The sequence below is a fragment of the Brevibacterium linens ATCC 9172 genome, from assembly GCF_900169165.1.
GTDB lineage: Bacteria > Actinomycetota > Actinomycetes > Actinomycetales > Brevibacteriaceae > Brevibacterium > Brevibacterium linens.
Window position 1 is genome coordinate 73,313 of the sequence record NZ_FXYY01000002.1, and the last position, 22,139, is coordinate 95,451.

The 22,139-nt window shown below is 63.2% G+C and carries 16 protein-coding genes; 7 read left to right on the forward strand and 9 right to left on the reverse strand.

The window, feature by feature from the left end; all coding sequences use genetic code 11:
* Positions 1-43 precede the first annotated feature (43 nt).
* The gene (gene ilvD / locus BLIN9172_RS01890; protein ID WP_101553611.1) at positions 44-1,756 is read left to right on the forward strand and encodes a dihydroxy-acid dehydratase; all 1,713 of its coding nucleotides are present in this window, start codon (positions 44-46) and stop codon (positions 1,754-1,756) included.
* 206 nt (positions 1,757-1,962) lie between these two features.
* On the opposite strand, the gene BLIN9172_RS01895 is transcribed toward ilvD, so the two are convergent.
* The 4 genes from BLIN9172_RS01895 to BLIN9172_RS01910 form a co-directional block, all read right to left on the reverse strand.
* Positions 1,963-3,672, reverse strand: coding sequence for an ABC transporter family substrate-binding protein (locus tag BLIN9172_RS01895; protein ID WP_101553612.1), 1,710 nt, complete (start codon positions 3,670-3,672; stop codon positions 1,963-1,965).
* Between the two features lie 215 nt (positions 3,673-3,887).
* On the reverse strand, positions 3,888-5,633 hold the full coding sequence (locus BLIN9172_RS01900) for an ABC transporter ATP-binding protein (protein WP_240811916.1): 1,746 nt from the start codon (positions 5,631-5,633) through the stop codon (positions 3,888-3,890).
* A gap of 5 nt (positions 5,634-5,638) precedes the next feature.
* Positions 5,639-6,511: an ABC transporter permease gene (locus tag BLIN9172_RS01905; protein ID WP_240811917.1), complete on the reverse strand. Its 873-nt coding sequence runs from the start codon at positions 6,509-6,511 to the stop codon at positions 5,639-5,641.
* Between the two features lie 101 nt (positions 6,512-6,612).
* Positions 6,613-7,593: an ABC transporter permease gene (locus BLIN9172_RS01910; RefSeq protein WP_101553615.1), complete on the reverse strand. Its 981-nt coding sequence runs from the start codon at positions 7,591-7,593 to the stop codon at positions 6,613-6,615.
* 452 nt (positions 7,594-8,045) lie between these two features.
* Between BLIN9172_RS01910 and BLIN9172_RS01920 the strand changes: the two genes are divergently transcribed.
* Together BLIN9172_RS01920 and mdlC are read left to right on the forward strand one after the other, a co-directional pair.
* Entirely contained in the window at positions 8,046-8,987 is a 942-nt protein-coding gene (locus BLIN9172_RS01920; RefSeq protein WP_101553617.1) for a D-2-hydroxyacid dehydrogenase family protein, read from the forward strand.
* Positions 8,988-10,324: 1,337 nt separating this feature from the next.
* Positions 10,325-11,971, forward strand: a complete 1,647-nt coding sequence (gene mdlC, locus BLIN9172_RS01925; protein WP_101553618.1) for a benzoylformate decarboxylase — start codon at positions 10,325-10,327, stop codon at positions 11,969-11,971.
* A gap of 91 nt (positions 11,972-12,062) precedes the next feature.
* On the opposite strand, the gene BLIN9172_RS01930 is transcribed toward mdlC, so the two are convergent.
* A complete protein-coding gene (locus BLIN9172_RS01930; RefSeq protein ID WP_101553619.1) occupies positions 12,063-12,884 on the reverse strand; it encodes an aldo/keto reductase in 822 nt (273 codons plus the stop codon).
* A gap of 238 nt (positions 12,885-13,122) precedes the next feature.
* Between BLIN9172_RS01930 and BLIN9172_RS01935 the strand changes: the two genes are divergently transcribed.
* The gene (locus tag BLIN9172_RS01935; RefSeq protein ID WP_151505451.1) at positions 13,123-14,070 is read left to right on the forward strand and encodes a hypothetical protein; all 948 of its coding nucleotides are present in this window, start codon (positions 13,123-13,125) and stop codon (positions 14,068-14,070) included.
* A 40-nt stretch (positions 14,071-14,110) separates the two neighbouring features.
* On the opposite strand, the gene BLIN9172_RS18040 is transcribed toward BLIN9172_RS01935, so the two are convergent.
* Together BLIN9172_RS18040 and BLIN9172_RS01945 are read right to left on the reverse strand one after the other, a co-directional pair.
* The gene (locus BLIN9172_RS18040; RefSeq protein WP_170286848.1) at positions 14,111-14,284 is read right to left on the reverse strand and encodes a hypothetical protein; all 174 of its coding nucleotides are present in this window, start codon (positions 14,282-14,284) and stop codon (positions 14,111-14,113) included.
* 16 nt (positions 14,285-14,300) lie between these two features.
* Positions 14,301-14,819: an adenine phosphoribosyltransferase gene (locus BLIN9172_RS01945; protein ID WP_101553783.1), complete on the reverse strand. Its 519-nt coding sequence runs from the start codon at positions 14,817-14,819 to the stop codon at positions 14,301-14,303.
* An 87-nt stretch (positions 14,820-14,906) separates the two neighbouring features.
* Here BLIN9172_RS01945 and BLIN9172_RS01950 point away from each other — a divergent pair, with 87 nt between their 5' ends.
* Positions 14,907-15,521 (forward strand): protein-L-isoaspartate O-methyltransferase family protein, encoded by a 615-nt coding sequence (locus BLIN9172_RS01950; RefSeq protein ID WP_101553622.1) that lies wholly within the window; start codon positions 14,907-14,909, stop codon positions 15,519-15,521.
* 2 nt (positions 15,522-15,523) lie between these two features.
* Here the strand turns inward: BLIN9172_RS01950 and BLIN9172_RS01955 are convergent, their stop codons facing one another.
* Positions 15,524-17,377, reverse strand: coding sequence for an ABC transporter ATP-binding protein (locus BLIN9172_RS01955; protein WP_101553623.1), 1,854 nt, complete (start codon positions 17,375-17,377; stop codon positions 15,524-15,526).
* Positions 17,374-19,164 (reverse strand): ABC transporter ATP-binding protein, encoded by a 1,791-nt coding sequence (locus BLIN9172_RS01960; RefSeq protein ID WP_240811918.1) that lies wholly within the window; start codon positions 19,162-19,164, stop codon positions 17,374-17,376. The genes BLIN9172_RS01955 and BLIN9172_RS01960 overlap by 4 nt, the downstream gene beginning before the upstream one ends.
* 391 nt (positions 19,165-19,555) lie before the next feature.
* On the opposite strand from BLIN9172_RS01960, the gene BLIN9172_RS01965 reads away from it, so the two are divergent.
* Positions 19,556-21,490 carry an acetolactate synthase large subunit gene (locus BLIN9172_RS01965; RefSeq protein WP_101553624.1) on the forward strand — a complete coding sequence of 645 codons (1,935 nt, stop codon included), beginning with the start codon at positions 19,556-19,558 and terminating at the stop codon, positions 21,488-21,490.
* Entirely contained in the window at positions 21,487-22,002 is a 516-nt protein-coding gene (gene ilvN, locus BLIN9172_RS01970; RefSeq protein ID WP_025779412.1) for an acetolactate synthase small subunit, read from the forward strand. The genes BLIN9172_RS01965 and ilvN overlap by 4 nt, the downstream gene beginning before the upstream one ends.
* Positions 22,003-22,139: the final 137 nt, after the last annotated feature.

Below are 22,139 nucleotides of genomic sequence, written 5' to 3' on the forward strand. Positions count from 1 at the left end.
GAGTCCGGCATGCGGATGCTGAAATCGGGCGTAGCATGCCTGCATGAGCATCGATACAGACACCACCACTCCCGACATCAAACCCCGTTCTCGCGATGTCACTGACGGTCTCGAAGCCACCGCCGCGCGTGGAATGCTTCGCGCCGTCGGCATGGGCGACGACGACTGGGTGAAGCCGCAGGTTGCGATCGCGACCTCGTGGAACGAGATCACCCCCTGCAACATGTCGCTGCAGCGTCTCGGTTCGGCCGCCAAAGAGGGCGTCCACGAGGCCGGTGGCTTCCCGCTGGAATTCGGCACCATCTCCGTCTCGGACGGAATCTCGATGGGCCACGAAGGCATGCACTACTCGCTGGTCTCACGTGAGGTCATCACCGACTCCGTCGAGACCGTGATGAGCGCCGAACGACTCGACGGCTCCGTGCTCATGGCCGGCTGCGACAAGTCGATCCCCGGAATGCTCATGGCCTCCGCCCGCCTGGGACTGTCGAGCGTCTTCCTCTACAACGGTTCGATCATGCCCGGCACCGCGAAGATGGAGGACGGCTCGGAGAAGGAAGTCACCCTCATCGACGCCTTCGAGGCAGTCGGCGCCTGCCGCGCGGGCACCATGTCCCAGAAGGACGTCGACGCCATCGAACGCGCCGTCTGCCCCGGCGAGGGCGCGTGCGGCGGAATGTACACCGCGAACACGATGGCCTCGGCCGCCGAGGCGATGGGCATGTCGCTGCCGGGTTCGGCCGCTCCGCCGGCCATCCACCGCAACCGCACGATGTTCGCCCGCAAGTCCGGCGAGGCGGTCGTCAACCTGCTGCGGCAGGGCATCACCGCGAAGGACATCATCACCCGCGAATCGCTCCACAATGCGATCGCCGTGGTCATGGCCTTCGGCGGTTCCACGAACGCGGTTCTCCACCTGCTGGCCATCGCGCACGAGGCCGGAGTGACGCTGGAGCTCGACGACTTCAACCGCATCGGCGACAAGGTCCCGCACCTGGGCAACGTCAAGCCCTTCGGCCAGTATGTGATGAACGACGTCTTCAAGATCGGCGGCGTGCCCGTGATCATGAAAGCCCTCCTCGACGCGGGTCTGCTCAACGGAGACTGCCTGACCGTGACCGGCAAGACCGTGGCCGAGAACCTCGAGTCGATCAACCCGCCGGACCCCGACGGGAAGATCCTGCGTGCGCTGAGCAATCCGATCCACGCCACCGGCGGCCTGACCGTGCTGCAGGGATCGCTGGCCCCCGAAGGTGCCGTCGTGAAGTCCGCCGGTTTCGACGCCGACGTCTTCGAAGGCACCGCTCGCGTCTTCGACCAGGAGCAGCCGGCGATGGACGCCGTGCTCAACGGCGAGCTGAAGAAGGGCGACGTCGTCGTCATCCGCTACGAAGGCCCCAAGGGCGGACCCGGAATGCGTGAGATGCTCGCGATCACCGGCGCCATCAAGGGCGCGGGCATCGGCAAGGACGTCCTGCTGCTCACCGACGGTCGCTTCTCCGGCGGTTCGACAGGTCTGTGCATCGGCCACATCGGCCCCGAGGCGGTCGACGGCGGTCCGATCGCGCTCGTCGAGGACGGCGACAAGATCACCGTCGACATCGCGGCTCGCTCGATCGAGCTCCACGTCGACGAAGAGGTGCTGGCCGAGCGTCGCAAGTCCTGGACGCTGCCCGAGAACCACCGCCTCACCGGTGTGCTCGGCAAGTACGCAAAGCTCGTGCAGTCGGCGTCGAAGGGCGCGGTCTGCTTCTGAGCATGTCCTGATCAGCCGCTGACCGTCGTCCGCGGCAGAACCAACACCAGCGCCGAGGTGGCGCAGACGATTCGTCTGCGCCACCTCGGCGCTTCTGTGCGTTTTCCGTTGGCACTGCCGAAGCAGGGAGAGGGAACGGAGGAAGCAACTGGGGCCGCTGCCTGTCGGCAGCGGCCCCAGCCACTCAGACGAGAATCACCTGAGGATCACTTGAGTTTGTCAGATCCCTTGACGTATCCGATCTTCGTCCAGTCGGGGCTTTCGAAGCCGAAGGCGCCGTAGTTGGCGAGGTCGGGGTTGACGACGAAGAAGTCGTAGGACTGCCACAGCGGGATGACGCCGGCGACGTCCCAAAGCTTATCGTCTGCCTGATTCATCAGATCTGCTCGCTCGTCTTCATCGGTGGAAGTCGCTGCCTTGTTGAGTAGCTTGTCGACTTCCTTATCACCGATGTTGCTGAAGTTCTGGCCGCCATTGGTCTTCCAGATCGAGTCGCCGCTGGAGAGGAACGGGTTGCCTGAGTACCCGAACAGCGTCATATCGTACTTGCCGGGATCGATGTACTTGGCGAAGAGATCCGTCGGCGGAACCTTGTGCTCCTTGACTGTGACACCGATCTCCTTGAGGTTCTCCTGGACAACGGGCAGGACTGCTTCGTTCGTCTTCGAACCGTCGTTGTAGACGTATTCGAGTGTGATCGGCTCGCCGTCCTTCATCGCCTTGCCCGAGTCGTCGTACTCGTAGCCGGCGTCTTCGAGCATCTTCTTTGCGGCGCCCGCGTCAGCATCGGCGCGACCGTCAGAGGTGTCCTTGTACCCGTTCTGATTGGTCATGAGCATGCGGTTGTTGAGCTGCTCGGTGTCCTTCGGGTAAGGCATCGTCGAGTTGACCGAAAGGAAGATCTCTTCACGGTCGAGAGTCTTGAAGACAGCCTGGCGCAGAGTCTCGTCAGCCAACGGTCCGCCCTTTTCACCGTTGAGAGTGATGTGGCTCCAGTCTGGTGCTGATGCGCGGCGCAGTTCAGCACCATTGTCGATCATCGGCTTGACGACGGAGTATTGGGCAGGAACCGTGGTCTCAATGGCATCGAGCTGTCCGTTCTGGAAGCTGGAGGCCGCTGCCGAAGGATCTTCGATCGTGGTGATGAGGACAGAATCCAGGGGAGCCTTGTCTCCCCACCAGTTGTCGTCGGGCTCCATCTGGACGGTCTTGTTCTTCGAATCGATCTTCTTGACCTTGTAGGGTCCCGCAGTGACCTTCGGACCATCGACCCACGCATCGTTGAAGGTCTTTGCATCCTTGACGAGCGAGTCGGGGGCAACGTCGGCCAGCCCCTTCCAGTCCGCGTAAGGTTCTTTGAACGTCACCTTGGCAGTGAGGTCGTTGTCGCCTTTCTCGATCTTCTTGACCTGGTCATAGCCCTCGGAGGACACGATGTTGTAGTCCTTTTTCGACCCGTCCATCGTCTTGAAGACATTTTCAATGGACTTGTAGTCAATCGGAGTGCCGTCCGACCACTTCATCCCCTCGTTGAGTTCGATCTCAACGACGAGTGGATCCTCAGAGACCACGTCGAGACGCTTCGTGTAATTTTTGTTCGGGACGACCTCGCCATCGGCCGTGTAGCTGTATAGATCGGGATAGATCATATCCATCATGTCGTTGGTATTGGTCTCGTACCCGTCGAGATTGAGGATGTTCCAATTCGCGGGGAACGCATTGTTCGTCAGTCGCAGGTCGCCTCCGTCGCCGACCTCACCGCGGTCTTTCGCATTGATCTCATTGGCGCTGGCGTCGAGCGCTTTGTCATCGCCGTCCTTGCCGCCGCCTTCGGGTGCTTGAGAACACCCTGCCAGCGCGAGACCCGCGATTGCCATGGCGGCAACTCCGCAGGTGAACTTCTTTCTGAGAATCATTTTCTGCATCTCCTTTGATTTCGAGGCCGCCGCCTTGCGACGGTATTCGGCCGGTGCGGGGCTGAGAAGCTGAGCCGGTGGTGTCCTCACCACGAACTCACATGGTGGTCAAGCTCTTGAGACGTTGCTTGGTGGATGCTCCTTTACGGTTCTTCGGGCGCGCAGTCGAACGGCCGGGGGCGAGTGACAGCCGGCAAGAGCGATGAGTTCTCTCGTCATCGGGACTCACCAAAACCGGAGAACGCCTCGGCATCGATCGTGGTGCTGCGGCGAGCCCGGGCCTTGGCCGGATCAGGGATCGGAACTGCAGCAAGCAGCTCGCGGCTGTACTCGTGCCGCGGGTCGTCGAAGACGTTTGCGGTGTCTCCTATTTCGACCAGCTTTCCGGACTTCATCACCGCGATGCGGTCGGAGATGTGACGGACGACCGACAGATCGTGGGAGACGAATAGGAAGCTCACGCCCAATCGGGACCTGAGGTCGGCAAGCATCTTCAGCACTCCGGCCTGAACAGTGACGTCCAGGGCGCTGGTCGGCTCGTCGAGAACGATGAGTTTCGGCTCGCAGGCCAGTGCGCGAGCCACCCCCACACGCTGTCGCTGACCGCCGGAGAACTGTGCCGGATACCGAGAAGCATGTTCGGGCGTGAGGCCGACGGTCGTCAGCAGCCAATCGACCCGCTCATTCATACGTTCCTTGCTGTACCCCTGAACCTGCATCGGCTCCTTGAGGATGTCGCTGATCGGCATCCTCGGATCCAGTGCAGCCATCGGGTCTTGGAACACTACCGTCACGTCGCTGCGCATCGTCGCTCGGTCTGCGCGAGTGAGCGAAGAAGTGTCTTTGCCGTTGATCCTGATCGCGCCCTTCTGCGGCTTGCGCAGCTGCATGATCTCCAGCAGGGTAGTGGTCTTACCCGATCCGGATTCACCGACCAGAGCAAGGCATTCGCCTTCACGGATGTCGAACGAAATGCCGTCTACGGCCCGTTGCTCGCCGATCTTCTTACGGATGAGCGCACCCTTGGTGATAGGGAAGATGCGTTCGAGGTCGGTCACCTCGAGGACGACGGGACGCTTCTCCCGAGGGAGGAGGGTCTCGGAGACCTCAGCAACTTTGGCCATCGCCGAACCCGCGATGCTCTTCGATTCGCTCGGATCGTCGAGATCGATACGCGGCACTGCGGCCAAGAGATCTCGGGTGTACTTCTCCCTGGGGCTGTAGAAGATCTCCTCGACATCCCCTTCCTCAACCATCCGCGATTCCTTCATGACCAAGACGCGCTCGGCGAACCCGGCCACCACGCCCATGTCATGCGTGATGAGAACGGTGGCGGCACCAAGCATTTCCTGTGCCGACTTGAGCAGGTCCATCACCTGCGCCTGGATAGTGACGTCCAGGGCGGTTGTCGGTTCGTCGGCGATGATGAGTTCGGGTTCATTGGCGATCGCCATGGCGATCATGGCTCGTTGCCGCATTCCGCCGGAGAACTCGTGCGGATACTGTTTGGCGCGCCTGCTCGGATCCGGGATGCCGACTGAGTCGAGGAGTTCGACCGAGCGCGCATCAGCCTTGGCTTGTGATACCTCGGGATGATGGATCCGAACGACCTCGGAGATCTGTCGACCGACTTCGTAGACGGGAGTCAAAGCCGACAACGGGTCCTGGAACACCATCGAAACCGTGTTTCCGCGGAGGGTGGACAGTTGTCTGTCATTGAGCTCGAACATGTTGCGGCCGAGCAGGTCGATGCGACCAGAGACGCTCGCGTTGGCCGGCAGCAGCCCCATCACGGCCAGCGAACTGACGGATTTGCCCGAACCGGATTCCCCGACGATCGCCAGGGCCTCGCCCTTCCTGACCTCGTAGGACAGGTTCTGGACCGCATGAACGGTGTTGGTTTCGGACGGGAACGATACGCTCAGATCGTTCACTGTGAGCACAGTGTCAGTCATTGTCATCGGCCTCAGAGTCTGCTGGAATCGCTGGTCGGGTCGAGGGCGTCTCGCAGCGCCTCGCCCATCATGTTGATGGAGATGACGAGCGCCGCGAGCACCATTGCGGGCGGGATCCAGGTGTACGGAGCTGAGATGTTGTAGTCCTGGAGCACGGTTCCCAGCGAGACCTGCGGGTACTGAATGCCGAAGCCGATGAACGACAGACCGGTTTCGCCGAGGATCGCAGCACTGACGCCGAGCGTCGTGTCGATGATGATCCAGCTGGCGATATTGGGAATGATGTGACGCAGGATGTTGACGACAGGATTGACTCCCATGAACTTGGCGGCTTCGACGTATTCGGTCCTGACCAGCTGCTGGGTCATGGCGCGCAGGACACGAGCGGTGAGCATCCAGGCGAACAGAGACAGCAGCGGGATCATCCACAGCCACGATGCCTGCTGGAGCGCCGGGCTGAAGAGCATCATCAGCAGAAGCGCGGGGACGACGAGGAAGAGGTTCGTCAGGTTGACGAGGAACCCGTCGGCAATCGCGCCCCATTTTCCTTTGCTGCTGACGTAGCCGGCAACGGTGCCGACGAGTATTGCGAGGAGCGAGGTGAGGATGGCGGTGCCGATACCGATGACCAGCGAGATTCTCAGTCCCTGCATGGTCCGGGCGAAGATGTCGAGTCCGTTTTCGTTGACTCCGAACCAATGGTACTGCGTCGGTCCGGTCAGTGAATTCGCGAGATCGCGTTCGAACGGCCCGTACTGGTAGATCATCGGCGCGAAGATCGCGACGAGTATCAGCAGCACGAAAGTCGTCAGTCCGATCCAGGCACCCGAGCTGCGGAAGAACCTGCGTCGGATGAGAGCCGCCCGTCCGAGGGGTGCCGGCACGTGAACATTCTCGTCGGTCCGGTCCGGATCTGGCACATGTGTCGGATCGGGTGTGTCGAGCGTCGTGTTCCAGACTCCTGAACTATCTTTACTCAATGCTCTCACCTCACACGGGGATCGAGGACGCCCTGCAGGAAATCTGCAAGGGTTGCTGACAGCAGGGTCAGTACGGCTGTGTAGAGCACAACTCCCACCGTTCCGTTCACGTCGGCCAGCGAAATCGAGGAAATGGCGAAGCGGCCGATGCCTTGCCAGTTGAACATGAGCTCAACGAACAGCGAGCCGGCGAAAGCCGCCCCGACTGCAAACGCGAAGTACTGTCCCATGGGGATCAGAGCCATGCGCAGACCGTGGCGTGTCATCGCTTGGCCGCGGCGAAGCCCTTTCGCGCGAGCCGTTCTCAGATAGTCACTGCCGAGCACGTCAAGGGCCGTGACTTTCATATATCTGGAATACGAAGCTGCGGCAGTTGCGGTGAGAACGATCGTCGGCATCACCAGAGCCTTGATCTGATAGGAGATCGCGTCCCATGACCCGGGCTCGAGGAGAGGATTGATGGGGTTGATAGCCGGCAGGCCCCAGCCGGTGAGGTCGAGGACACCTTGGTTGATCTGTTGGACGATGAGGATGATCACCGGTGTCGGCAGGGCCAGGATGAGAAACGAACCGAAGGTGAAGGCCCGGTCGTCGATCGAGCGGCGGCGAACAGCCGAGACCATTCCGAGGGCGACGCCGAGAACGGTTCCGATGATCGTACCGAGCAGCACCAGGCGCAGGCTGATGGGCACACGGTTGAGCAGCTCTTCCCAGACCGGGACCATCGCCTTATTGGTGCCTGTGGTGACGCCGAGGTCACCGCGGACCAATCCGCCGAGCCAGTTCGCATACCGCTGGAACAGCGGCACATCCGGATTGATGTTGCGAGCATCCAAGTACTGCTGTGCGGTCTCGAGGGGGACTGGTTCCTTCGCGATAGGCGGGTAGAGGATTGCTTCGGGATGCATCAGGCCTGCGGCCAGAAGGTAGGCGAAGCTGGAGGCGACGAATGCCAGAATCAGGTAGGTCAGTGCTCGGATGGACATGAACCTAAGCACTGAGACTCCTTTGTCGTTTGCTCAGGTTGGGGAAAGTCTTCATTCCAGGTGGAACCCTTGTGGTCGACGGTGGTCAGATGTGACGTGTACTACATTCAGGGTATCCGACATTTGGACAATTTCAGCAAGGCATCCTAAAAAATTTGACGATATGATTAGTCTCGTGATTTGGATAGATGTCGCCATCGTGGTTATCGGGGCCGTTGCCGCGGTCGCGGTGAGCGATGTCCTGGGACATCGAAATCTGCCGACATGGCCGGTTGGGCTCATTGCGGTGGCTGGATTCATCTTCGCGGGTCTGACTTACAGTTCATGGCTTGCGGCTGGTGCTCTGGGTCTCGGCTGCGGGGCGCTGATCGTGTCTGCACGAGGATTTGTTCAGATGGTGATGGAGCGACGCAGTCGTCGCACGGACTCGCGGACAGACCGAGGGGAATGACATGCGCATCGTCGTACTCGATGACTATCAGCAGGTGGCCGCGGACTTCGCGGACTGGTCCCGTCTCGACTCCGAGGTCGAGTTCGTCCACCGTCCCATCGTCGACGACGATGACCTGGTCAAGGTGCTCACCGGCGCCCAGGTGGTCGTGGCGATGCGGGAGAGAACCGCGTTCACGACCGGCCGACTGGCACGACTGCCGGATCTGCGGCTGCTCGTGACCACGGGGCGGGTCAATGCCTCCATCGATGTGGAGGCGGCGCATCCGCAGGGCATCGTGGTCTGCGGAACCGAGTCGACCACCTCGGCGACGCCGGAGCTGACCTGGGGACTCATCCTCTCTGTTCTGCGCAGCATCCCTGCCGAGGACGCCTCGGTCCGCAGCGGAGGCTGGCAGACGAGCGTCGGGGGAGACCTCGACGGACACCGCCTCGGCGTCGTCGGTCTGGGACGACTGGGAACGAAGGTCGCGCGGGTCGGCGCTGCCTTCGGCATGGACGTCGTGGCGTGGAGCCAGAACCTCGACGCGGAACGGGCAGATGCCCTGGGCGTGCGCGCGGTGAGCAAGGACGAACTGTTCTCCACGGCGGACGTGGTGACGATCCACTACAAGCTCAGCGACCGCAGTCGAGGACTCGTGGGAACCGCCGAACTTGAGACGATGAAGCCGGGCAGCGTCCTCGTCAACACCTCGCGCGCCGGACTCGTCGACACCGACGCACTCATCGCCGTGCTGGAGGCCGGTGGGATCCGGGGTGCCGGACTCGACGTCCACGACGAAGAGCCGCTGCCGGTGGACCATCGCCTGCGCAGCACACCGCGCACCGTGCTCACCCCGCACCTGGGATACGTCACCGAAGACACCTATCGGATCTTCTTCACTCAGGCAGTCGAGGACATCGCCGCCTGGATCGCAGGAGAGTCGATCCGCGTGCTGGGTTGAGAATGCGTGCCGGATACAGGCGCGAGCGTATCGGCAACTTTCATTCCACCTCGCGAAATCGGCAGAAAGGGGGACGCAGCTTTCGAGCACATCGATCGACGCGATCTTACCTGTCACTGTGCTCGCGTATTCGAACTAGCCCTGAGCGAGCGATCCCCAGACTTCGACGTTGAATCCATTGCTTGACATAGCGGACCGCCCGTTATGGGCTGCATCCCGTACTTACGATTCTAGGACTGTGGCGCTGAGGGCGAGGCTTTACAGCTAACGTACCCGTTGCCCAGCCAAGACTAAGAATCCGCAGTCACCACGAAAGTTCCGTCAGCGTGGACGGCCACCGCAGAATGTTCAGATCTCGGAACCTGGGGAGTCCAGCGGCAAGCCATGCTTCTGGTATCGATGGGATTCTGGATGTTGGCGTCGATAGAAGTCCCATCCGCGACTGGAACAATATGATTAGTAAGTCCACCGAGGTTTCCCCTTAGTGTCCTCATAACAGTGGTCTCTGCTCCAAAGGGTGGTTCAGTGATTACTCAGTCGTCGACGACCAGCAGTGGCCCAATACGCTCTAGTCGGCAAGATCGAATATCGGGCTAGATCGGTCGACGGTACGGGGCCGAACTCTGATGGAAGATAGGTTTCTCGGGATGAGAAATGTATATGTGAGGGAATCTTGGTAAATGATCTACACCAACATCGGCGCTAACGTTTTCTCACTTCACAAGGATGTTCTATCCTCGGCATTACCAAATTCATAGATGAGGAGTAACCGATGGCGCGTATCCTATTGGTGCGTCAGACCCCTGCATAGTTGTTTAGCAGAAATCCCTGCCGATGAGACAGTTACCATGGGAGCCGCAGGGTGAAGCTGACGGCTCGTCCGTGTAGATGATCTGGCTGTTAAGCGCACCAAACGCGCCTATTGACAATATAAACGTGGCGATTGCAGTACCGCCCAGCGTGCAAATTTTGGTTAGCTTTGACATTGCGATCCTCATATTCTCGTCTGGGTCCACGTCGTTGACTCATCATTAATCAACGATGCGGAAAACTATACCTAGGGCTGAAAGTTGTTTGAACCAATTTATCGAAATGTTACTTAACTATATCGGATTTTAATATTAACTTCTGTTGTGTATGGAACGAAATAGATATTAACTTGGGTTCGGTAGAAGCGATTGCAATCTAACGAGGACATCGCAGCCTGGATCGCAGGAGAGCCGATCCGCGTGCTGGGCTGAGCCGACTCGATCGCGCCAACGGATATGGTGAGGTGAGAGAGGTGCCACACAACTCGGCCCCTCCGCGAGAGCACTACGAACGAAAGCAGAGGCACCATGGCCGACCAATCCGACAGAGACGACAGCGGGAAGACAGTCCTCGATGCGAGTCTGGAGGTCTTCCGTGCCCATGGGATGACGACGATCTTCGGAAATCCGGGTTCGAACGAGCTGCCGTTCCTCGCCGGTCTCGGCGACGACTTCCGATTCGTCCTCGGTCTGCATGAGCAGGTCGTCGTCGGCATGGCCGAAGGATACGCACGGGCCACGGGAGCCCCGGCGCTGGTGAATCTGCACGCCGCCTCGGGGTCGGGCAATGGCATGGGAGCGTTGACAAACGCCCACTACGGGCACGTTCCGCTGGTCGTCCTCGCAGGTCAGCAGGTGCGCCGCACCGTCGGTCAGGAGACGATGCTCGCCAGCGTCGATGCCTCGACGCTGCCCGCCCCGCTGGTGAAGTACTCGCACGAGCCGCTGTCGGCGCTCGACGTGCCCCGCACCCTGTCGCAGGCGGTCCTCGAGGCGGCCACCCAGCCCAGCGGTCCCGTCTATGTGTCCGTCCCGCTCGACGACTGGGACCAGTCGGCGCTTCCCGACGACGCACTGTTGGCGCAGCGGTCGGTGGCGACGGCGGGGACGATGTCGACCTCGCTGCTTCGCGAGCTCACGGACGTCCTCGACGGGGCACGGAACCCTGCCCTCGTCCTCGGGCCGCAGGTCGATGCCGCCGCCGTCGCTGATTCGACGGTCTATGAGGATGCCATGGTGCTGGCCGAACGCCTGAACGCCTCGGTCTTCGTCGCTCCCTCGCCGACTCGCTGTCCGTTCCCGACCACGCACCCGAACTTCGACGGCGTCCTCGTCCCAGGTATCAAGTCAGTGCGTGACCGGCTTGCCGGCCACGACGTCGTGCTCGTCATCGGAGCCGCCGCGTTCCGATACCACCGCTGGGAACCGGCGAACTATCTGGAGCCGGGCACCGAGGTCATCCAGATCACCCAGGATCCGCGGGAGGCGACACGGGCAGCGTTCGGGCGCGCCGTCATCGCGGACGTCGCGACCGCGCTCGCCGACCTCGCAGAGGCGACGACGGACCGAGGAACTCGCCGAGGCGACCGTGGGTCTCGGGTCGTCACCGCACCTGCCGAGTCGGAGCAGGGAATGTCCGGCACCGAGGTGCTCGACGTCCTCAACGATCACGTCGACGACTCCGTCGTCTACGTCAATGAGACGACCACCCTCGATCTCGACTACCTCGAGCGGATCGTCATCGACCGGCCCGGGATGTACCACTTCCCGGCCTCGGGCGGACTGGGCTTCGGTCTGCCGGTCGCGCTGGGTTTGGCGATCGGTGCCCCGGAGAAGACCATTGTCGCCACCGTCGGCGACGGGTCCGCGAACTACGGTCTCACGGCTCTGTACACGGCTGCCCAGTTGGGCACGAAGACGATCTTCGTCATCGTCAACAACTCCGGCTACGGTGCGCTCTCCGGATTCGCCGAGCGAATGGGCGTTCCCGATACGCCGGGACTGACCTTGGGCACGATCGACTTCGTGTCGTTGGCGCAGGGGTACGGAGTCCCGGCCAGCCGGACCACGACGCGGGAAGAGTTCGAGACCGCCTACCGTGAGGCGCTGCAGGCCGACGGACCGGTGCTCATCGACGCCGTCGTCCTCGGCGTCGACGGCCGGCCGACAGCGTGACCGCCGGCGTGTGGGCAGCGCCCTGAGACCGACGAAGCCGCCGGAGAGTCAGAACTCTCCGGCGGCTTTCGCATTGCTCAACCCGACTGGGTCAGTTCACCTCGGCGGGATCGGCCGAGACGCGGCCGCCGTTTTCGAGCGCGTCGATGGCTGCCACCTCGGCGTCGGTGAGTTCGAAGTCGAAGACGTCGAAGTTCTGTTCCATGCGGTCGCGGTTGTTCGACTTGGGGAAGACGACGTGGCCCTTCTGCAGGTGCCAGCGGATGATCGCCTGGGCCCAGGACTTCTCATGGGCGGCGGCGATCTCACCGATGACGGTGTTCGCGTAGTCGACCTTGCCCTGGCCCAGCGGACCCCAGGCTTCGATCTTGATGTCGTGCTCGGCGAGCAGCGGACGGGTCTCGACCTGCTGGAACTGCGGGTGGACCTCGATCTGGTCGACGGCGGGGATGATGCCGGTCTCCAGGATCTCGGGCAGGAAACGGTGGTCGAAGTTCGAGACTCCGATGGAGGTGGTCAGACCCTGATCGCGGTAGCCGGGGAAGGCTTCCCAGGTCTCGACGGAGTTCCTGTTCTCAGGGGTCGGCCAATGGATGAGGTAGAGGTCGACGTGGTCGAGGCCGAGCTTCTCCAGGGATTCACCGAGAGCGCGCTTGGATTCCTCCGCACCGTGGCGGTCGTTCCACAGCTTGGTCGTGATGAAGAGTTCGTCACGGGCGATTCCGGACTTCGCGATGGCCCGGCCCACGCCTGCTTCATTGCCGTAGACGGCGGCGGTGTCGATGTGACGGTAGCCGACCTCGAGGGCGTCGGTGACGATGCGTTCCGTCTCGTCGGGGTCGACCTTGAAGACGCCGAAGCCCAGCTGGGGGATCGTCTTGCCGTCGTTGAGAGTGAGTGTGGGAACCGTCATGGTGTACGCCTTTCGTCACGGGCTGGAATGGTGCGTGGGAGACATCCTTGTGGGAGACCTCCGCGGGGACGGGAATCTGAAGGTGAGCCCCCTGCGACCCTATAACGACAGGGTCGGTGGCGATCATTCCCAGTCTCGGCCTGTTTCTCCCTGTTTCGATTCGGCTCGGAGCGCTCGGTGTCGAGACTGGCACACGTGATGACCACGGAAGCGTGTGTGCGTCCGATAGGTTCGAGACATGGTGGGACGAAGAGCAGGTTTTCGCAAGACGATCGCAGCGGGCGCAGCTGTACTCGCCTTGACTGTCGGCTTGTCCGGGTGTTTCGGGCCGGACCTCAGCGACCGCGCACATGACATCGGCGGGGTCCTGTCGACGAAACCGGGGGTCGAAGATGTCAGAACTGTTTACCAGAACGGCTTCGATTCGGGTCGGTTGCTGGCACACACCGTCACGATGTCCACCGATGCGACTCACAATCAGGCTGTCGAGGTCGCCGCCACGTTCGATCAGGAGACTGGCAGCGAATTCGATCGCTATGACCAAGAGCTCACGCTCGTGATTTCGCACCAGGTCATCGAGATGCGAGACTCCACGAGCAGCGACATCATGGAGGAGCGAACACCGCATCTTCTTGCGCTCGCGTCAGAACTGTCCGCCGACCGAATCGAGTGGGATCAACAGTCCGAGCAGAACCCCTTTGACGATTCGCTGCGCCTGACGGCTGTGCAGAGTGGCCCCTTCAGGACACTCAGTGTGGTGCGGGCAGAACTCGGCTCCGAGAGCTTTGAGCTGAGAACAAAGGCTCCATCCCGGGCTGAGTGGATGGTGGCCTTCCCGTACTCGGAACAGGCGCAGAATCGTCTGGAGACGGCAATCAGTCCGATTCTCGGCCAGACCGATGAGATCAGGATCGAAGACGACCAGGTGTCGAGCTACCGCGTTGAAGTCCATGACGGGCCGGCAGCGGTCGGTCAGCTGAGAGAGAAGATCGAACGCATCGATACTGTCAACCCTCAGCCCTGGGATTTCCACTGGAATCTCACCACGGGCCCGAACAGTCAGTGGAATCCAGGATGGGTCAATGTGGGCGGATGCGACTATGGTGAGGAGCCAGACTCGCAGGCCACCTCTTCCGCGCAGACTCTTGAGGATCAGCTGCGAGCACTGTACGACACGTGCCAGTGATCGTCAGTGGCGGTCCTGACAGACAGCGGCTGACCTGCCTTCAGCTTCGCCCCTCGTCCTGTGCGCGCCTCTTGCCGGTGGACTCCGCGGCGGCGATCTGGGCCTTGTCTGCACTGCACCGATCACCGTCACGGTGATCCCACTGACGGAGGTTTCCGACCCCGTCTTCGCGCAGGCGTTCGTCGGTCACGGTGGGGCCATCGACATCGTCCATCTGTGAGGCGCAGGCTTCACTCCACGAAGAGGGTGTGCACCTCACCCGTATGTTCGCGACCACCGAGTTCGCTCAGTTCGAGGACCACTGCCGAGCCGATGACTTCGGCGTCGAGGTCGGCGACGAGGGACTGAGCAGCTGTGAGCGTCCCGCCGGTGGCGAGGATGTCATCGATGAGGAGGACGCGCTCGCCCTTCGTCAGGACATCGGGGCCTTCGATCGTGGCGGTGCCGTATTCGAGGGTGTAGGACACAGCGGCAGCCGGGCGGGGGAGTTTGCCGGCCTTGCGGATCGGCAGGATTCCGACTCCCGTCATCGCGGAGATGGCACCGGCGAAGAGGAAGCCGCGGGCCTCGAGCCCGCCGACGATATCGAACTGACCTGCGAACGGTTCGATGAGCGCCTCGGTGACGGCCCGCATCGCCGGGCCATCGGCGAGCAGCGGAGAGATGTCGCGGAAGACCACTCCCGGTTCGGGGTAGTCGGGAATCGAGGTGATGAGGCTCTGGGCGCGGGCGAGATCGGATTGGGTCACGGCACAACGATACTCGGTGGCCATTGTGCCCTCAGCTCGGATCGGCACAATGGGAGGTACCGAAGACGGTGGTGGATCGGAGGAGCAATGACATCGGATGCGACGCACGACCGAATCGCCGAGGCGTTCGCCCGGGTTCCGCGCGAACCCTTCCTGCCGGTGACGGAACGACAGAACGCCTCCGGCAACGTGCCCCTGCCGATCGGGCACGGACAGACGAATTCGCAGCCGAGCACCGTCGCGGACATGCTCCGACTGCTTGATCCGCAGCCGGGTGAGACCGTCCTCGACCTCGGATCAGGCTCCGGGTGGACCTCGATGCTGCTCGCCGTCCTCGTCGGTCCGGCCGGGCGGGTGCTCGGGGTCGAACGCCATCCCGAGCTCGTCGAAACCTCGCGGGCGGCCATCGACGCCGTCACTGCCGATTCCGCAGACCGGGAGGCCCTCGCCGAGGTGGCCATCCACGCAGCCGTTCCGGGTGCCCTCGGTCTCCCGGCCGAGGCCCCGTTCGACCGGATTCTCGTCTCCGCCGGGGCGGAATCCCTGCCCGCCGAGCTCGTCGATCAGCTGGCCCTCGGCGCCACCATGGTCATTCCCGTCGCGGGGGAGATGCTGCGAGTCGTCCGTGACGGGCCCGGTGCCGACGAGCTGGCGATCACTCGTCACGGGTGGTATCGGTTCGTGCCGCTGATCAGCGAGTGACCTCACACGAGGGAGTCGCGCCAGGCCTGGTGCAATTGGGCGAACTTGCCCGTCCCGGAGATGAGTTCGTCCGGCGTGCCGTCCTCGATGATCCGACCGGACTCCATGACGAGCACGCGATCGGCGATCTCGACAGTGGACAGGCGGTGGGCGATGATGATCGCGGTCCTGCCCTCGAGCACCGTGGCCAGAGCGTTCTGCACCAGCCGCTCGGACGGAATGTCGAGGTGAGCGGTCGCCTCATCGAGGACGACGACATCCGGATCGGCGAGGAACACCCGGGCAAAGGACACGAGCTGACGCTGTCCCGAACTCAACCGGCCGCCGCGCTTCTTCACATCCGTGGCATATCCCTCGGGCAGTCGACGGATGTACGCATCCAAGCCGACGGCGGTCGCGGCCGCCACGACTGCCTCGTCGCTGGCACCAGGATTGCCGATGCGGATGTTGTCGGCGATCGTGCCGGCGAAGAGGAACGACTCCTGAGTGACCATGACGACCGACGACCGCAGCTGTCCGTCATCGAGGTCACGCAGATCCACCTCGTCGAGGGTGATCCGACCGACGCTGGGGTCATAGAACCGGGTGACGAGCTTGACCAGGGTCGACTTGCCCGCGCCGGTGGCGCCGACGAGCGCGACGATCTGCCCTGCCGGGATGTGCAGATCGAAGCGGGGGAGGACATCGGGTCCGTCGGCGTAGGCGAAGCGGACGCCGTCGAGATCGAGGGAACGTCCAGTGGCGGGTCGTGTGGGTGCGGCGTCATTGTCCGCAGGCGGTGCGCCACCGCTCGCGTGCGCAGGCAGAGCCTTCGGCTGGGTCGGTTCGACCACCTCGGGGTCGGTGTCGAGGACGGCGGCGATCTTCTCCAACGCCGCCGAGGCGGACTGGTAGAGATTGAACGCCTGGACGAGTTCGTCGAGCGGGCCGTAGAAACGGCGCAGGTAGAGGATGAACGCGGCGAGCACGCCGATCTGCGTCCACCCTTCGATGACGAGCCACGCACCGACGACGATGATGACCGTCTGGGTGATGTTGCCGATCAGCCGCGTCCATCCGGCGAACCAGGCCACCCCACGCAGGGCATCGGTGTTCGCATCCCGATACCGCGCATCCTGATCGCTCAGCGTCCCGCGCCGCTCGGGCTGACGGCGGTACGCCTGCACGGCGCGGATGCCGCCCATCGTCTCGACGAAGTGGACGATGACCTTCGCGATCGACGTCCGCGTCCGCCGGTAGGCGCTGCGCTGAGTCGAATGCGCGGCCTTCGTGATGAAGAACAGCGGCACGAAACCGGCGAAGGCGACGATCGCCAAGGGCACATCGAGGACGACGAGCGTGACGGCGATGAACAGCATCTGCAGCACCGCCAGCGCCGTCTCGAACAGGGAATACGACAGGAACTGCTGCACCGATTCCATGTCCGAGGTCTGCCGGGACACGAGCCGACCCGAGGTCGACTTCTCGTGATAGCCCAGGTCCAGACGCTGCACATGAGTGAACACCCGCTCGCGCAGAGTGAAGAGGATCTTCTGTGCAGTGATCCCGACGAGCCTGGTCGAGGTGAACGCCAGAATCGCCGAGGCGACCGCGGAGACCACGAAGAACGTGACCGCCCGGATGAGCGGACCCATGTCTCCGTCGATGGCGGCGGGCACGCCCTGATCGAGGGCATCGGCGATGAACACCGGCCCGATGACCATGAGGGCCGCGGTGAGGACGACGATGACGGCGAGGAAGATGATCATCGCCGAATGCGGCCTGACCAGCGACATCAGCAGGGCGCGGGCCTTCTTCGCGATATCGGGCGGAAGCGACTCGATCTCGTCGTCGCTGTCGAGACGGGGCATGCTCATGGTGTCCCTCCTTCCGTCGCCGAGGCGGCCGCCCCCGGATGCGTGTGCGCCGCGGTGTTCGCGCTCGCCCCCATGAGTTCGCGGTAGAGCTTCGAGGACTCGAGCAGCTGTTCGTGGGTGCCCAGCGCCGCGATCCGGCCCTCGTCGAGCACGGCCACCACATCGGCCAGCGCCGCAGTGGAGGGGCGGTGGGCGATGATGAGAGTCGTCGAATCCGGCAGGATCTCCCGCAGGGCCCGCTGCACCCGATCCTCGGTGTCGACGTCGACGGCCGAGAGCGGGTCGTCGAGGACGAGGATGCGCGGACGGCCGATGACAGCGCGAGCCAGGGCGAGGCGCTGACGCTGACCGCCGGACAGCGACAGACCCTGTTCGCCGACCTGCGTATCCAGTCCCTCGGGCAGGCGGGAGACGAAATCCTTCGCCGCCGCGATCTCGAGGGCCTCCCAGATCTCCGCCTCGCTCGCCCCCGGGGCGCCCATCTCGACGTTCTCGGCAACCGAGGTCGAGAACAGGATCGGATCCTCGAAGGACACGGACACGAGGTGGCGCAGCTCGTTGACCGGCATGTCCCGGATGTCGACCTCGTCGATGCTCACCGTGCCGGCGGAGACATCCTGGAGCCGGGGCACCAGCGATGCCAGCGTCGTCTTGCCCGAGCCCGTCGCCCCGACGAGGGCGAGGGTCTGACCGGGTTCGATGGTGAGATCGAGGCCCCGCAGGGTCAGCCGCTCCGTATCGGCGAAATGGAAATCGACATCGTCGAAGCGCAGCCTCCCGCGGTAGCGGCCGACTTCGGGGGCATCGTCGACCCCGCCGTCGGTGTCTGTGATGTCGTGGCGGATGTCGATGACCTCCCAATACCGACCGGCGGCGGTCAGCGCCATGAGCGCATCGGCGAGCAGGAAGCCGAGCATCTCGATGGGCATCCGCAGCACCATCGAGATCGTCACCGCCGCCACGACCGTGCCGATCGTCGTCCAGCCTTCGATGACGCCCCACGTGCCGATGGCGACGATCGCGGCCTGAGCCAGGGTCGGCAGCAGCAGTAGCACGCTCCACAGCCAGGAGTCGAGCTTCGCTTTGCGGACCTCCAGGGACTTCAGCCGGGTCGAGATCTCGGAGAAGCGTTCGGCGGCCCAGGGGGAGCGGCCGAAGGACTTGAGGATGCGGATGCCCTGGATGGACTCCTCGACGTCGGTGGTCAGTTCGCCCATGGTGTCCTGCGACCGACGGGAGGTCTCCCGATAGTGCTTCTCGAAGACGGCGACCGCGATGATCGCCGGCACCGCCATGAGGATCATGATCAGGCCGAACACCGGCTGCATGATCACGAGCATCACCGTGCCGACGGCGAGCACGATCGGTGTGGACAGGAGGAAGGGCAGCCCGAATGCGAAGAAGCGTCGCAGCTGGGACAGATCATTGACCGCGCGTGAGAGCAGCTGGCCGGACTCCCAGGAATCATGGATCGCCACCGAGGTGTACTGCAGACGGTCGAACAGACGCGAACGCCACGTCACCTCCCAGGCCGAGACGACGGGAGCGACGACCATGCGCCGGGCCCACATGCCGACCGCCTCGGCGATGCCGATGAGCAGCACCCCGAGGACCGGCAGCCACAGGGCGGACAGATCTCGGTGGGCGATGGGTCCGTCGACGATGTGGCCGGTGATCACTGGGACGATGAGCTGGATTCCGTTGGCCAGGAGAGTGAGCACGAGCACGAGGACGTACACGCCGATGCGGGAGCGGAGATCAGGCCAGAAACGGAGGAGGGGGCGCACGAGAATCCAGCCTAGTCGCAGACTGTGACCGATTCCACGATTCCGGCAAACGGACTTCCCGTTTCTCTGTGCGCTGAATGTCACCGGGTGCGCTGAATATCGCCGGCCGGCAGACGACCGGTGGGGAGGTGTCGACGCGGCGCCGCCTCGGTGAGTCTCGCATGACAACCATTTTAGGTCTCGGATGTTGGGACGAACGATGACGAGGTTTGACACCCTCGAGTGCTGCGGGGAACTATTGAGGCATGACTCACCTTCTTGTCGTCGTTATTCACCAGCGCGCGGATCTTCCGTAGCCTGTCCAGACGACACGTTCCGCGCGCCCCTACCGAATCCGGAGGGGCTTTTTTCATGCGGAGATGAGAAGGAAGCCCAGGAAGGATAGGAATCGATGGCAGCCAAGCCCTCGACCGCGAAGGACACGGGCACTCAAGCCGCGTCCACGCCGGTCACAGCCACACCGTCCAGCATTCGCCGCAACACCGGCCCGGAGGTCCTGACCGGCGCGCAGGCGATCGTCCGCAGCCTCGAGAAGCTCGAGGTCGACACGGTATTCGGGCTTCCCGGCGGCACCATCCTTCCCACCTATGACCCGCTGTTCGAGACGGAGAAGATCCGGCACATCCTCGTCCGCCATGAGCAGGGCGCCGGCCATGCGGCCGAAGGCTATGCGGCGGCATCGGGCAAGCTCGGCGTGTGCATCGCCACCTCGGGTCCCGGCGCGACGAACCTCATCACGGCGCTGGCCGATGCGAATATGGACTCCGTTCCGATGCTCGCGATCACCGGACAGCAGGCCTCGTCGCTGCTCGGCACCGACGCCTTCCAGGAGGCCGATATCGTCGGCATGACGATGCCGGTGACCAAGCACAGCTTCCTCGTCACCCGCGCCGAGGACATCCCCGGAGTGCTCGTCAACGCCTACCACATCGCGACCACCGGCCGTCCCGGACCCGTGCTCGTCGACATCACCAAGGATGCGCAGACCGGCACGGCTCCGTTCGTCTGGTCCGAGGAGCCGGTGCTGCCGGGCTACCGCCCGATCCTCAAGCCGCACGCCAAGCAGATCCGCGAGGCCGCGCGCCTGATGTCCGAGGCCCAGCGCCCCGTGTTCTACATCGGCGGCGGCGTCATCCGCTCGGAGGCCGAGAAGGAGCTGTTGCGCCTGGCCGAGGCGACGAACATCCCCGTGGTCACCACGCTCATGGCGCGCGGAGCCTTCCCCGACTCGCATCAGCTGCACCTGGGCATGCCCGGAATGCACGGCAGCGTACCGGCGGTCACTGCCTTCCAGAAGGCCGATCTGCTCATCGCGATCGGTGCCCGCTTCGACGACCGCGTGACCGGCAAGCTCGACTCGTTCGCCCCGAACGCCCAGGTCATCCACGCCGATATCGACCCGGCCGAGATCGGCAAGAACCGCGAGGTCGATGTGGCCATCGTCGGCGATGCCCGCGAGGTGCTCTCCGAGATGCTCGCAGAGATGCGCAGCAAGTTCCCCAAGGCCCTGGAGCGTCAGCGCGAACCGTGGTGGCGCTTCCTCAACCGTCTCAAGCAGACCTATCCGCTCGGTTACGAGACACACGGCGAACTGTGCGATCCGCAGTACGTCATCTCCCGCATCTCCGCGCTCACCGGCCCCGAGGCGGTCTATGCGGCGGGAGTGGGACAGCACCAGATGTGGGCGGCTCAGTTCATCGAATTCGAGCGCCCCAAGTCCTGGCTCAACTCCGGCGGACTCGGCACCATGGGCTACTCCGTGCCCGCGGCCATGGGTGCGAAGGTCGGCCAGCCCGACCGTGTGGTGTGGGCGATCGACGGAGACGGCTGCTTCCAGATGACGAATCAGGAACTGGCCACCTGCGCGCTCAACAACATCCCGATCAAGGTCGCGATCATCAACAACTCGTCGCTGGGCATGGTCCGCCAGTGGCAGACCCTGTTCTACGACGGCCGCTACTCGAACACCGACCTCAACACCGGCCACGAGACGATCCGGATCCCCGACTTCGCCAAACTGGCCGAAGCCTACGGCTGTGAGGCGATTCGCGTGGATCGCAACGAGGACGTCGACGCCGCGATCGAGAAGGCGCTGTCGATCAACGACCGACCGGTCGTCCTCGACTTCACGGTCCCACCGGATGCGATGGTGTGGCCGATGGTCGCGGCAGGCGTGTCGAACGACGAGATCGAATACGCCCGCGGCATCCGTCCCGAATTCGACGGAGAGGGCGAAGAGGAAGCCGAGGCCGCCATCGCCGAGGCCGCAGCGAACGAAGACGGCACGGTGCGTTCCGTGGCTCAGATCGAAGGAGGCCTGGAATGAACAACAGCCGACACACACTCTCTGTCCTCGTCGAGAACAAGCCCGGCGTGCTCACCCGGTTCACCGGGCTCATCGCCCGCCGCGGCTTCAACATCCACAGCCTCGCCGTCGGCGTCACCGAGCACGAAGAGCTCTCGCGGATCACCGTGGTCGTCGACGTCAACGATGTTCCCCTGGAGCAGGTGACGAAGCAGCTGAACAAGCTCGTCAACGTCATCAAGATCGTCGAGCTCGAACCCGAGTCCTCGGTGCGTCGCGCGCACATCATCTACAAGGTCAAGGCAAATGCTGCGACACGGCCGCAGGTCGCCTCGGCGGTGGAGATGTTCCGAGCGAAGATCGTCGACGTCGGACCTGATTCCGTGAGCATCGAAGCCACCGGTGAGCTCGGCAAGGTCGAAGCGCTGCGCGAGGTCCTCGAACCCTTCGGGATCAAGGAGATCGTGCAGTCGGGAACCGTGGCCATCGGCCGCGGAGCGAAGTCGATCACCGACCGTGCCCTGCGCAGCTGACGAACACTGCGCAGCTGACGAAGAATACGGAACCGCGCGGTCACGACCGACCGCGCGGCCGCCTCGGCGAAGATTTTCGCGTTCCAACTTGTGGAACCCCCCGACATCTCAAAACGTGAGCAGTAATACCGAACTGT

Bases quoted from the DNA above. Each gene is read 5' to 3' on its own strand.
- BLIN9172_RS18040 (WP_170286848.1), bottom strand. From the start codon at position 14,284: ATGGACGATGTCGATGGCCCCACCGTGACCGACGAACGCCTGCGCGAA.
- BLIN9172_RS01950 (WP_101553622.1), top strand. From the start codon at position 14,907: ATGACATCGGATGCGACGCACGACCGAATCGCCGAGGCGTTCGCCCGG.
- ilvN (WP_025779412.1), top strand. From the start codon at position 21,487: ATGAACAACAGCCGACACACACTCTCTGTCCTCGTCGAGAACAAGCCC.
- BLIN9172_RS01965 (WP_101553624.1), top strand. From the start codon at position 19,556: ATGGCAGCCAAGCCCTCGACCGCGAAGGACACGGGCACTCAAGCCGCG.
- BLIN9172_RS01910 (WP_101553615.1), bottom strand. From the start codon at position 7,593: ATGTCCATCCGAGCACTGACCTACCTGATTCTGGCATTCGTCGCCTCC.
- ilvD (WP_101553611.1), top strand. From the start codon at position 44: ATGAGCATCGATACAGACACCACCACTCCCGACATCAAACCCCGTTCT.
- BLIN9172_RS01955 (WP_101553623.1), bottom strand. From the start codon at position 17,377: ATGAGCATGCCCCGTCTCGACAGCGACGACGAGATCGAGTCGCTTCCG.
- BLIN9172_RS01895 (WP_101553612.1), bottom strand. From the start codon at position 3,672: ATGATTCTCAGAAAGAAGTTCACCTGCGGAGTTGCCGCCATGGCAATC.
- BLIN9172_RS01930 (WP_101553619.1), bottom strand. From the start codon at position 12,884: ATGACGGTTCCCACACTCACTCTCAACGACGGCAAGACGATCCCCCAG.
- BLIN9172_RS01935 (WP_151505451.1), top strand. From the start codon at position 13,123: ATGGTGGGACGAAGAGCAGGTTTTCGCAAGACGATCGCAGCGGGCGCA.
- mdlC (WP_101553618.1), top strand. From the start codon at position 10,325: ATGGCCGACCAATCCGACAGAGACGACAGCGGGAAGACAGTCCTCGAT.
- BLIN9172_RS01900 (WP_240811916.1), bottom strand. From the start codon at position 5,633: ATGACAATGACTGACACTGTGCTCACAGTGAACGATCTGAGCGTATCG.
- BLIN9172_RS01920 (WP_101553617.1), top strand. From the start codon at position 8,046: ATGCGCATCGTCGTACTCGATGACTATCAGCAGGTGGCCGCGGACTTC.